Source organism: Sapientia aquatica (assembly GCF_004358105.1).
Taxonomy (GTDB): domain Bacteria; phylum Pseudomonadota; class Gammaproteobacteria; order Burkholderiales; family Burkholderiaceae_D; genus Solimicrobium; species Solimicrobium aquaticum.
The window spans coordinates 414,902-427,084 of record NZ_SMYL01000001.1; the positions used below are offsets into that span (position 1 = coordinate 414,902).

At 48.7% G+C, this 12,183-nt stretch carries 13 protein-coding genes; 11 read left to right on the forward strand and 2 right to left on the reverse strand.

All coding sequences use genetic code 11. The features are described from left to right. Positions 1–79 precede the first annotated feature (79 nt). From flgB to flgL, 11 genes are all read left to right on the forward strand, one after another. On the forward strand, positions 80–490 hold the full coding sequence (flgB, locus tag E2I14_RS01890) for a flagellar basal body rod protein FlgB (RefSeq protein ID WP_133324865.1): 411 nt from the start codon (positions 80–82) through the stop codon (positions 488–490). 84 nt (positions 491–574) lie between these two features. Then, on the forward strand, positions 575–979 hold the full coding sequence (gene flgC / locus E2I14_RS01895) for a flagellar basal body rod protein FlgC (protein WP_133324867.1): 405 nt from the start codon (positions 575–577) through the stop codon (positions 977–979). Positions 980–1,036: 57 nt separating this feature from the next. Next, complete coding sequence (locus E2I14_RS01900; protein ID WP_227544555.1) at positions 1,037–1,747, forward strand: flagellar hook assembly protein FlgD; 711 nt, start codon at positions 1,037–1,039, stop codon at positions 1,745–1,747. Positions 1,748–1,791: 44 nt separating this feature from the next. Further along, on the forward strand, positions 1,792–3,084 hold the full coding sequence (gene flgE / locus E2I14_RS01905) for a flagellar hook protein FlgE (protein WP_133324869.1): 1,293 nt from the start codon (positions 1,792–1,794) through the stop codon (positions 3,082–3,084). A gap of 37 nt (positions 3,085–3,121) precedes the next feature. Continuing rightward, positions 3,122–3,862 (forward strand): flagellar basal body rod protein FlgF, encoded by a 741-nt coding sequence (locus E2I14_RS01910; protein WP_133324871.1) that lies wholly within the window; start codon positions 3,122–3,124, stop codon positions 3,860–3,862. A 76-nt stretch (positions 3,863–3,938) separates the two neighbouring features. Continuing rightward, entirely contained in the window at positions 3,939–4,721 is a 783-nt protein-coding gene (gene flgG / locus E2I14_RS01915; protein ID WP_133324873.1) for a flagellar basal-body rod protein FlgG, read from the forward strand. A 63-nt stretch (positions 4,722–4,784) separates the two neighbouring features. Continuing rightward, a complete protein-coding gene (locus E2I14_RS01920) occupies positions 4,785–5,504 on the forward strand; it encodes a flagellar basal body L-ring protein FlgH (RefSeq protein ID WP_133324875.1) in 720 nt (239 codons plus the stop codon). Between the two features lie 17 nt (positions 5,505–5,521). Then, a complete protein-coding gene (locus tag E2I14_RS01925; RefSeq protein ID WP_206105561.1) occupies positions 5,522–6,625 on the forward strand; it encodes a flagellar basal body P-ring protein FlgI in 1,104 nt (367 codons plus the stop codon). A gap of 32 nt (positions 6,626–6,657) precedes the next feature. Then, positions 6,658–7,554, forward strand: coding sequence for a flagellar assembly peptidoglycan hydrolase FlgJ (gene flgJ, locus E2I14_RS01930; protein ID WP_133324879.1), 897 nt, complete (start codon positions 6,658–6,660; stop codon positions 7,552–7,554). A 95-nt stretch (positions 7,555–7,649) separates the two neighbouring features. Next, entirely contained in the window at positions 7,650–9,626 is a 1,977-nt protein-coding gene (flgK, locus tag E2I14_RS01935) for a flagellar hook-associated protein FlgK (protein ID WP_133324881.1), read from the forward strand. A gap of 4 nt (positions 9,627–9,630) precedes the next feature. After that, on the forward strand, positions 9,631–10,860 hold the full coding sequence (gene flgL / locus E2I14_RS01940; protein WP_133324883.1) for a flagellar hook-associated protein FlgL: 1,230 nt from the start codon (positions 9,631–9,633) through the stop codon (positions 10,858–10,860). 110 nt (positions 10,861–10,970) lie between these two features. Here the strand turns inward: flgL and fliR are convergent, their stop codons facing one another. Both fliR and fliQ read right to left on the reverse strand, forming a co-directional pair. After that, the gene (gene fliR, locus E2I14_RS01945; protein ID WP_133324885.1) at positions 10,971–11,741 is read right to left on the reverse strand and encodes a flagellar biosynthetic protein FliR; all 771 of its coding nucleotides are present in this window, start codon (positions 11,739–11,741) and stop codon (positions 10,971–10,973) included. A 43-nt stretch (positions 11,742–11,784) separates the two neighbouring features. Then, complete coding sequence (gene fliQ, locus E2I14_RS01950; RefSeq protein ID WP_133324887.1) at positions 11,785–12,054, reverse strand: flagellar biosynthesis protein FliQ; 270 nt, start codon at positions 12,052–12,054, stop codon at positions 11,785–11,787. Positions 12,055–12,183 lie beyond the last annotated feature (129 nt).

Genomic DNA, 12,183 nt, shown 5'->3' on the forward strand with positions numbered 1-12,183 from the left:
ATTGCATCATCACTAACAACTTTGATGTTTTATTGATCGCAGCACTAATTCAAGTGCCGGCGGACTGCAGGAGGGTGTGATGGCGAGCGGATTAGATCAACTGTTGAACTTGCAACAATCAGCGCTGCGTGTGCGCGAAGCACGGCAGGAATTGTTGGCCTCCAATATTGCTAATGCCGATACGCCTAACTATAAAGCCCGCGATGTTGATTTCTCGGCGACGCTGAAAAAAGTCGCTAGCGGTAGTCAAGCGTCGAGTTCTAATTTGCCGCTGACCACAACATCACCTACTCATTTAACGGCCAAGAATTCCAGTTCTTTAGCCGGTTCGGTGCAATTTCGTAACGATCAACAAGGTCGCATCGATGGTAATGATGTCGATACCGATAAAGAGCGTATGCAATTTGCGGATAACGGTCTGCGCTATGAAGCCACGGTGACGCTAGTGACTGCACAGATTCATAACATGTTGGCGGTGATACAAAGCTGAGTAATTCAAGCTGAGTAATTCAAGCTAAGTAAGCCCAAGCTAGAGTTGAATTGGATTTAATCCAAGTAGAAAGAGGAGTTAATTATGTCGCTATTTGATGTTTTTAATGTGGCTGGTTCAGCGATGAGCGCTCAGTCGCAGCGCTTAAATGTGGTGGCGAGTAATTTAGCGAACGCCGATAGTGTGACCAGCTCAACCGGTCAGCCTTATCGCGCTAAGCAAGTGGTGTTTTCGGCGGTGCCAATTTCAGAAGACAGTGCGACCGGTGTACAAGTGCAGCAGGTGGTGGAAGACACGACCGCGCCCAAATTAATGTACAACCCGCAGCATCCCTTAGCCGATGAAAAAGGCTATGTAGCCATGCCGAACGTGAATGTGGTCGATGAAATGGTCAACATGATTTCGGCCTCGCGTTCGTATCAAACCAATGTGGATACGATGAACGCGGCAAAGACGATGTTGATGAAGGCGTTGACGATTGGGCAGTAAGGCGGTTGCCTGAGCTAACAGGCTCATTAATTTATTTAACTATTTGTAGGAGTTGCCATGGGTACCACGATTAGTACAGTTTCTCCCGCTTTGCTCAAGACCATGAACGGTAAAACTCCGAGTACTGGTTCTAGCTCAAGCACTTCATCGACGAGTTCAACTTCTGCAACCGACAGCGCGGCGCAATTGCAGAATCATTTTATGACGATGTTAGTCACCCAAATGCAGAACCAAGATCCATTGAATCCGATGGATAACTCGCAAGTTACCAGCCAAATGGCGCAGCTATCGACCGTGACCGGAATTAGCCAGATGAATGCAACCTTGAGTGGTTTGGTCAGTAACTACCAATCGTCTCAGTCCTTGCAGGCGGCCAATTTAATTAGTCATAGCGTTGTGGTTCCTGGTAATGCGATTACGTTGAGTAATGGCAATGGACAATTCGGCGTCAATATGTCGGCGGCAGCGACCAATGTGCAAGCAACGATTAGTGACGCTAACGGCAAGGTAGTCGATACCGTCAATTTTGGCAGCTTACCTTCGGGCGTGTCGGCCTTGCAGTGGGATGGCAAAACCAGCACTGGCGCGACAGTACCTGATGGGCAATATACCTTTTCTGTGACCGCCAGCAGTGGCAAAACCAATGTCCCTGCGACCCCGTTATCGGTAGGGCTGGTCAATTCTGTTTCTACCAGCGCGACTGGAGCGATGCTCAATATCGCCAATGTTGGCCCGACCAGCGTGGCGGACGTTTTACAAATTCTTTAACACAAGTTGATCAATAGTTTTGAAAATAAATTAGGGGAAATATCATGGGATTTGATCAAGGCTTAAGTGGTTTAAATGCTGCCTCCACCGATTTAAACGTTATCGGTAACAACATCGCTAATGCCAGCACCGTTGGTTTTAAAGGTGCCAGTGTTCAGTTTGCTGACGTGTATGCCAGTTCACTCAACGGTGGCGGCTCTCCCGTTGTTGGTATTGGTGTCTCGTCCAACAGCATTAGCCAGCAATTTAATCAGGGCACGATTTCAACCAATAGCAATCCCTTGGATATTGCCATTAATGGTAATGGTTTCTTCCAGATGAGTACCAATGGCTCGATCAGCTACACGCGCAACGGTCAATTTCAACTCAATCAAAACGGCCAAATCGTCAACTCTAGCGGCGCGAATTTGCAAGGCTATTTAGCCAACTCAAGCGGCATTTTAAATACCGGTGTGGCGACTAACTTAAACATCAACACCGCCAACTTGCCACCGATCCCAACCAGCACAATTACGACCGGACTTAACTTGAATTCCAGTGCGCCGGTGCTGACCACCGCTGGCTTTAATGCCGGCAATCCAAGTACCTACAGCTATTCAACTTCTGTGACGGTCTATGACAGTCAAGGTAACAGCCACGCCTTGCAGACTTACTATGTCAATACCGGACCAAGCGCCACTACCACCCCAGCTGGCCAAGATGTGTGGGCGGTGTACGCTACCGTTGATGGCACCGGCGTACCTGCTCCGGTTGCACCATCGACTACGCCAGTGCCGATTGGAAGTTTAGCGTTCAATAATGCTGGTGCGCTTGATGCTACCAATACGACACCAGTTACGTCGCCACCTTTTACGATGAACATCTCGGTCCCGCTAGCAAATGGTGCCGCCACGCCGCAATCGGTCAATATTAGCTATACCGGCACCACCCAATACAGCGGTGTATCGGGCGTCAACGCGCAAACGCAAAATGGTTATGCATCGGGACAATTAACTCAATTTAGCGCTGGGCCGAACGGTATTATTACTGGCACTTATTCCAACGGACAGACCCAAACTTTGGGACAAATTCTGTTGGTCAATTTCGTCAACCCCAACGGCTTGCATTCAGCGGGTAACAACCAATGGATTGCTACCTCAACTTCCGGCGTGCCTTTGGTTGGAACACCGGGTAATAGCAATTTGGGCGCGCTACAAAGTGATGCGGTGGAAAATTCCAATACCGATTTGACTTCCGAATTGGTCACGATGATTACTGCTCAGCAGGATTATCAAGCCAATGCTCAGACGATTAAAACCGAGAGTCAGATTACTCAAACTTTAGTCAATTTACGCTAACGTTGATTAATCACTTCATCACCAAGAATGACTCGCCATGGATAAATTAATCTACACCGCCATGACCAGCGGAAAACATACGCTGGCGCAAATGGATACGGTCACGCATAACTTAGCCAATATCAGCACGGACGGATTTAAGTCCCAACTGGATTCGTTCCGCGCTGTGCCAGTCGTTAGTAACGATTTGCCGACGCAGACATTTGTGGTCGATGCAACCGTTGGAACTAACTTTACCGCTGGTGCGATTCATCCAACCGATCGCGCGCTTGATATTGCGATTAAAGGGCAGGGCTGGATTGCGGTGGAAGACGCCAATGGCAAAGAAGCTTACACACGTGGCGGTAGCCTGCAAGTGAATCAAAATGGCTTATTACAGACTCAACGTGGTTTAAACGTGTTGGGTGAGAGCGGTACGATTACTTTGCCACCGGATGAAAACGTGACGTTTTCTAAAGACGGAACGGTCTCGACTATTCCGGTCGGGAATAAGGTGGCAAATGGCACGATAATCGGCCGATTGAAGTTGGTCAATCCGCCGGAAAATACCTTGGTGCGTGGTGACGATGGCTTATTTCGAACCAAAGACAATGTACCCGCTGAAATTGACGGCACGGTGCAAGTAGCGAGCGGCGCGATTGAAGACAGTAACGTCAATTCGGTCGAATCCTTGGTGAGTATGATTAATTTGGCGCGCAATTTTGATATGCACGTAAAGCTATTAACCAGCGCGCAAAATAACGATGAAAAAGCCAGCACAGTCTTGAACCTGGCTTAATGGTTGAAACGCTTTCAGACCTGAAATTGATTGCACAGTTGGCTCGCATGTTGTTGCTAAATAATCGGAGAATAAAATGATACGTTCCTTGTGGATTGCTAAAACTGGGTTGGATGCGCAACAAACTCAGATGGATATTATTTCCAATAATTTGGCCAACATCAGCACAACTGGATTTAAGCGCACTCGCGCTGTATTTGAAGATTTAATGTATCAAACGATACGTCAGCCTGGCGCTCAAAGCACCCAACAAACGCAATTGCCGAGCGGCTTGCAAGTTGGTTTGGGTGTGCGACCAGTCGCTACCGAGCGTATCTTTACCCAAGGTAATCCGAGCTTGACCAGCAACTCCAAAGACGTGGCGATTAACGGTAATGGCTTCTTCCAAGTATTGATGCCCGATGGCTCCACGGCTTACACCCGCGACGGATCATTTCAGCTCGACAATCAAGGGCAGTTGGTGACATCGAGCGGTTATCCAATTCAACCATCGCTCACCGTTCCAGCAACGGCAACCTCGCTCACTATTGGCAGCGATGGCGTGGTAACGATTACCCAACCCGGCTCAGCGCTGCCGGTGCAAATCGGTTCGCTGCAATTGGCTAACTTTGTCAATCCGGCCGGATTAGATTCGATTGGTGAAAATCTGTATTTAGAAACCGGTTCCTCCGGTAACGCCAATACGACTGTTCCGGGCTTAAATGGAACAGGTACTTTGATGCAAAACTATGTGGAATCGTCCAACGTGAACGTGGCTGAGGAATTAGTCAACATGATTCAAACTCAGCGTTCCTACGAGATGAATAGTAAAGCGATCACCACATCGAACGAAATGCTGCAACGTTTGGTACAGATGTAACGCAGCTTAGGTTTGGTAGCTAGTTTGAAATGAATGGTTTAAGAGGGAAGGTTGGGGCGGAAGATGGATAGACAAATCAATACACAATGGCTAGCGCCGTTTCAACCAGCTACAAAGCGTCTGTTGGGTTCCGTATGTTTGATCGCTTCGGTCTTATTGGCGGGTTGCTCGATCACGCCGAAACCAATTATCGATCAACCAATCACGATGCGGCCTTTGCCCGAAGCACCGAGGGAAAAAGGTAATCCCGGCGCGATTTTTCAGACTGCGGCCTACCATCCTTTGTTTGAAGATGTGCGCGCCAGAGCGGTGGGTGACAGCATCATCATCACGATTTCTGAAAACACTAACAGCTCCAATACGTCCGCCAATGCGACATCCAAATCGGCCTCGACGAGCTTCTCTGCGCCTAGCTTCTTAGGTGCAACAGCGTCAAAAATCGCTGGCGTAAATATCGCGACCAAAACGGCTAACAGCGTTTCTGAAAAAGGTGCTGATGCGTTTGGTAACACTTTTAACGGCACGATTGCGGTCACTATTATTGAGGTTCTGCCTAACGGTAATTTCCGCGTCAGTGGAGAGAAAAAACTCGCCTTTGACCGCGACACCGAATACGTTCGATTCTCCGGCGTTGTATCGCCCGCGACGATCGCCCAAGGCAATACCGTACCGTCAACTCAAGTGGCTGACGCTAAGTTTGAATACCGCACCAACGCGCATATTGATGCTTCCGAATTCATGTCGATCATGGATAGATTCTTCTTAAGCATTCTGCCCATGTAATGAGTCGAGAAAAAATAATGAATTTACCTAAAGCCTTCTTGATCCTGTGCCTGCTCATCTTCGTTGGGACCGAAACCCACGCCGAACGCTTAAAAGATTTAGCCGGCATTCGTGGCGTGCGTGAAAACCAATTGATCGGTTATGGCTTGGTAGTCGGCTTAGACGGCAGCGGTGACCAAACGACGCAAACACCCTTTACTGTGCAAAGTATTATCAGCATGATGCAGCAGCTAGGCATTACGCTGCCGCCAGCGACGAGCTTGCAACTAAAAAACGTGGCCGCCGTTATGGTCACGGCCAGTTTGCCGGCGTTCGCTCAACCCGGACAAGCGTTAGATGTGACGGTGTCTTCCATCGGTAACGCCAAGAGTTTGAGCGGCGGTACCTTAGTGATGACACCATTAAAAGGTGCGGATAATCAGGTCTATGCGATGGCGCAAGGTAACGTCGTGGTGGGCGGCGCGGGCGCGGCCATTGCTGGCAGCAAAGCGCAGATTAATCATTTGAGCGTCGGGTTAATTTCTGCCGGTGCGACCGTTGAGCGCGCCGTACCCAGCTCGATTGCCAATGGCGACACGATTCAGCTGGAATTAAAAACGTCGGATTTTTCGACCGCAACGCGGGTAGTGAGCGCCTTAAATCAGCGCTTTGGTGCTGATACCGCAAGTGCCTTGGATGGACGTGTCATTAAAGTCCGCGCTCCCAAAGACTCTGACACCCGCGTATCGTTTATTGGCGATTTAGAGAATCTCGATGTTACGCCAGCACAAACCGCGGCCAAAGTGATTATCAATGCGCGCACCGGTTCGATTGTGATGAATCAAGCGGTTACTTTGGACAGTTGCGCTGTCGCGCACGGTAATTTGCAAGTCATCATCAATACTGAAAATAAAGTTAGCCAGCCCAACGCGCTAGCGGGCGGTCAAACCGAAACCACCCAAAATGCCGATATCCAAATCAAAAAAGAACCAGGTTTAGTCACGCTCGTTAAGCCCGGTGCTAACTTGGCTGAAGTCGTCAAAGCCTTAAATTCAATTGGCGCAACTCCACAAGATTTGCTGGTTATTTTGCAAGCGATGAAAGCTTCCGGTGCCTTGCATGCTGATCTTGAAATTATTTAACTTCACGCGGATTTAATCGAGTACAAGCGCCCATGTCCAGTTCAAACTTCATCAGCACTTTGCCCCCGACCGATGGCACCGAAAAGCTAGCCGCTGATGCGAATAGTTTGAATGAGTTGCGTCGTAACGCAGCGCAAAATACACCCGAATCGATCAAATCCACTTCGAAGCAATTCGAAGCCTTATTCGTCAATATGATGCTCAAAAGTATGCGCGAAGCGAATCCGCAAAATGGGCCGTTTGATAGCGAACAAAGTAAGACCTTTACCGCCATGCTGGACCAACAGCTAAGCCAAAAAATCGCCTCGCGCGGAATTGGTTTGGCCGAAGTGCTGGAGAAGCAAATGCTGGGTTCCGCCGCGCTGCAATTTACCTCTAAGCAGTCTGCCAATGCGACGATTGATCCCACCACGATTTCCCAGCATGCGCAAGCGATTAAGGCCTCTTCTCCGGGCATTAGCGATTCCAAAGCGCAGGTAAAAGCGTTTCAAAGCAAGTTAGCCAGTTTTGCCGATCAGACCAGTCAAACCACTGGGATTCCTGCAAAATTTATGCTGGGTCAAGCGGCCTTGGAAAGTGGTTGGGGCAAGCACGAAATCATTGGCGCTAACGGCCAACCTAGCCATAATTTATTCGGTATCAAAGCCGGTAAAAATTGGACTGGCAAAACCGTCAGCGCAGTCACTACCGAATACGTCAACGGCGTCGCTACCAAAAAAGTAGAAAAGTTTCGCGCCTACGATAACTACGGCGAAGCCTTTAATGATTATGCCAAATTACTGCAAGGCAATGATCGCTACAAGAACGTCATCGCCAATGCCAAAGATGCTTATGGTTTTGCGCATGGGCTGCAAAAAGCCGGTTACGCTAGCGACCCCAATTATGCTAATAAATTAATGCATGTGATTACCAAAACCTTATCGGCCTGAGGTTGGCGGAAGTTCGCAACCCGAATTCAAGTTTTTTGGAAAGCGGTCGATAAGTATTCAGAGGTCCGTAATTGTTTAAATAAAGTAGGTGTGCGATGAGCGTTAATATCTTTGAAATTGGAACGACCGGACTGCAATCCGCCGAAGTCGGCATTGCTACCACGGGCCAAAACATCAGTAACGCCAACACCGCGGGCTACAGCTCTGAAGTCGCGCAACAAGCCACCGCGCCAGAAGCTGGTTACAGTTTTGGTTATGTCGGCATGGGAACGCAAGTCAATACCATTACGCGCAACTACGATAGTTTATTAGCCAAGCAAATTAATCAGACGCAATCAACAGCCAGCCAACTCACCAATTACTCTTCTCTCATCACGCCCATCGACAACATGATTGCCGACCCGAGCGCTGGATTGTCACCGGTGTTGCAATCGTTTTTTTCGTCGCTACAAAATTTATCGTCCAACCCATCCGGCGTCGCATCGTTACAAACCGCCTTGTCTGGCGCGCAAACCTTAGCTAATCAATTTCAGGCGATTCAGGGCAAACTAAATCAATCGGCTGAGACAGTTAATTCTGGTATCACCTCAGAAGTTAATTCGATTAATAACTATGCGCAGCAGTTGGCGTCGGTTAATCAAGCGATTCAAGTCGCCTACGCCAACGCTAACAACCAACCACCGAATGCCTTGCTCGATCAGCGCGATACCTTAGTCGCTAATTTGAGCAAAGAAACCCAAGTCACGGTTGTGCCGCAAGGCAATCAATACAATGTGTTTATCGGTACCGGCCAGCCGTTGGTGTTGGGCTTTAATTCCAATCCATTAACGACCACTCAATCAGCGGCTAATCCGAATAATTTGGAAGTGGCTTTTTCGGTTGCGGGTAAAGCCGTACCAATCGGAGAATCTAGTCTGCCGGGCGGCAACTTAGGCGGTCTGTTTGCTTTTCGAACCAATTCCTTGGTACCGATCCAAAACGCTATTGGTCAAGTTGGCATCGTGTTAGCGTCGAGTATCAACGCGCAAAACGAATTAGGCCAAACGATTAAAGGAGCCATGGGCGGCCCGATTTTTAATGTTGGCACGCCCCAGATTCTCGCGAATGCTGGTAACACCGGCGGGGCAGCGTTATCCGCAACAATCACCAACCCATCGGCATTGACGGCGGATAACTATAGTTTGACCTACGATGGGACTAACTACACCATTACCGACACCTCGACCAATACCGTTAAATCGACGTTCGCCGCGTTTCCAGCGACGCCAACCAACGGTGTGAATGTGATTGATGGCGTTACCTATACCTTGGCTTCTGGAACACCCAATGCGGGCGATACTTTTACGATTGCACCGACTGCCAATGGAGCGACTGCTTTCACAGTAGCCGCAACGGACGCAACCCAAATTGCTTGTGCAGCGCCGGTGGCGACCAATGTGCCAAGTACCAATACCGGCACAGGCAAGATTACGCCAGGCTCGGTGTCGACGGGATTTGTTCAATCTTCGTTAGCCACACCGATTACGCTCAATTACACGGCGGCGACGAATTCAGTCGGTGGCTTCCCGACCGGCTCCACTGTTGTGGTGACGAACGGCGGTGTGCCAACGACCTACACCAATTACACGCCCGGAACGACCGTGATTCCATACCAATCCGGCATGAGTATTTCGTTCAATAGTATCAATGTGGGCTTGTCTGGCAGCCCTGCTGATGGTGACACGTTTAACATCACGGCCAATACCAATGGCGTGGGCGACAATCGGAATATTTTATTGATGAATGCGCTTCAAACCGCGAACACGATGTCGAGCGGCACGGCTACATTCCAAGGTGCTTACGCGGCCTTAGTCGATACGGTAGGCAATACGACCAGCCAATTAACGACCACGGGCAACACGGAAACCAATCTGTTAAAACAAGCTACAACGCAGCAGCAATCCGGCTCAGGCGTGAACTTGGATCATGAAACAGTAAATTTATTGCAGTACCAACAGGTCTATCAAGCGTGCGGTAAATTAATTCAAATTGCCAATGCCAATTTCACGACTATCTTAGATTTAAATAGGTGACATCATGCAAATTAGTACCATGGGCATGTTTCAAAATGCCGTAACCAGTTTCAACGATCTGCAAAACAATATCGCTAAGACGATTAATCAAGTCGATACTGGCTTAGCCTTGACGTCGCCGGCCGATAATCCCGCCGCCGCCTCGCAAGTGTTGGTAATCACTCAGAATAAAAATCTCAATACCCAATATGCCTTAAACGGCCAAAATGCCACCAACGCGCTTAGCACCGCGGATGGCGTGTTGTCGGGCGTGTCTAATTTATTGCAAAGCTTAAAAAGCACAATCGTTCAAGCGGGTAACGGTTCGCTTAATGCGTCCGATCGCAATACAATCGTTCAGCAGTTTCAAAGTGGCATCAATCAATTATTGAATTTATCCAATTCCACCGATGGCAACGGGAATTACCTGTTCTCTGGCAGTGCCACGGGATCGGCGGGTTATGTTGCTACGGCCAACGGGGCGCAATATGTGGGCAATCAAGAAGTGCAATTATTGCAGGTCGATGCATCGCAGCAGATCGCGGTGACCGTGCCTGGTAATAATGTATTCGGCAATATTCCTGTGTCAGCGAATGCGTTTTTTGGAATTCCAAATGCGAATAACACTTCCACCGCGACAATCTCGGCTGGAACCGTGACGAATGCAGCCAGTGTTACGGGCGATAATTACTCGATTAATTTCACCTCTGCGACCCAGTACGATGTACTCGATACCACCACTGGTGCAACCGTAGCGAGTGCACAGCCCTATACCAGTGGCACGGCGATTACCTTTGGTGGTATGCAAATTACCATTACCGATGGCGCAAGTCCGACTACTGGCGTGCCAGCTGCGGGAGATAAGTTTGCAGTGCAACCCGGCAATCAAAATATTTTCCAAGCGCTTACCAATGTCATCACGGCCTTAAAAAGCTTTTCGACCGCGACTCAAGGTGATGGAACTAACTTCGCCAATGCCTTGGCCCAAGCCAATACCAGCATTGATGCGTCGCTCAGCAACGTGCTGACCGTGCGCGATCAATTGGGTAATTCGATGCAACAAGTAACGTCACTTAAATTAGTCAGTGATACGACCAATATTTCGTATGCCACGAGCCTGAGTTCGTTGCAAGACGTGAACTACGCCCAAGCGATTAGTCAACTCTCGCTAGAGCAATTTACGTATCAAGCAGCGCAAAAAGCCTTTGCCGGCACGTCGCAGTTGTCCTTGATTAGCATGTTGCCTGTGGCTTAATGCTTCGCTTATTGCCTCATGAGTGTTGGCTAATTCGATTTGGTCAGATGGGTAAAATCAATTAAATCGAGGGAAGTGAGCGGATGCAGTTAGGCATCCGCTGAAATGACTTACTTCAAGCCTGCAAAAACAATTCCAAGCTCAAGTAATTTCTTAATCGGTTCTGCCAAGTAAGGCAGGATGACCATCACCATGATGAAGCCCACGCTCATCGTGATCGGAAATCCAATGCCAAACAAGTTAAGCTGTGGTGCCGCTCTGGTTAAAATGCCCAGCGCAATATTGGTCACCAATAATGCGGCAATAATCGGCAGCGCGAGTTGTACTCCCGAGGTAAAAATAATCGACCCCGTTCCAGCAATCCGCATCCACATTGATGCGTGATTTGGAATACCCAATCCGATTGGTAGCGTAGTAAAACTCTCTACCAAGGTGCTCAATAGCGCCAAATGCAAATCCAGCGTGAGAAAAAGCATGGTTGTAATTAAGGTCAAGAACTGACTTAACGCCGGAGTGGTGGCTCTAGTTTGTGGATCATAAAACGAGGCAAAGCCTAAGCCCATCGACATGCCCATCAAATCTCCCGCCAAATCAACGCTGGCAAAAACCACTTGAATCGTAAAACCCATCGCCACGCCAATAATCAATTGTTCGATGGTGATCAACATTCCGTCCAGTGACACGGGATCAATCGTCGGAACATTATTCAACGTCGGCGCGATTAACACGGCCAACACGACTCCAAAACTAACTTTGATCATCACCGGCACCGACCGACTGCCAAACACCGGCGCAACCGCAATCATTCCAAGAATCCGAGTCAGCGGCCAGAGGAAAGAGTTAATCCAAGCCAGCATTTGCGCCGTGGATAAATGCACCATGATTGCTTTCTTTTATCGGTGAGGTTTAGAGAGCATCAATTGGTTAATTGATTAAGGTCGGAATACTGGTAAAGAGCTGCCGCATAAAGTCGGTCAAAATTGTCAGCATCCAAGGCCCCGCTAAATCCATGACGAGGAATACGCCGATCAATTTTGGAATGAACGACAAGGTCATCTCGTTAATCTGGGTGGCCGCCTGAAAGATACTGACCAGCAAACCGATGACCAATGCGACCAAGAGCATAGGAATGGCAATCATTAGCGTAACTTGCATGGCTTGGCGGCCTATGGTCATGACGTGTTCTGGATTCATGGTGGGGGCTTTCGGTTGGTTGGATTTGGTGAGGTGCTTTGTGTGTATGGTACTTAGTTTTTTTTATTTTTAAGCGTGTAATAGGAGGGGGTTTTTGGTGTGTTTTTTGACTTGGCGGGTTAGGGTGCT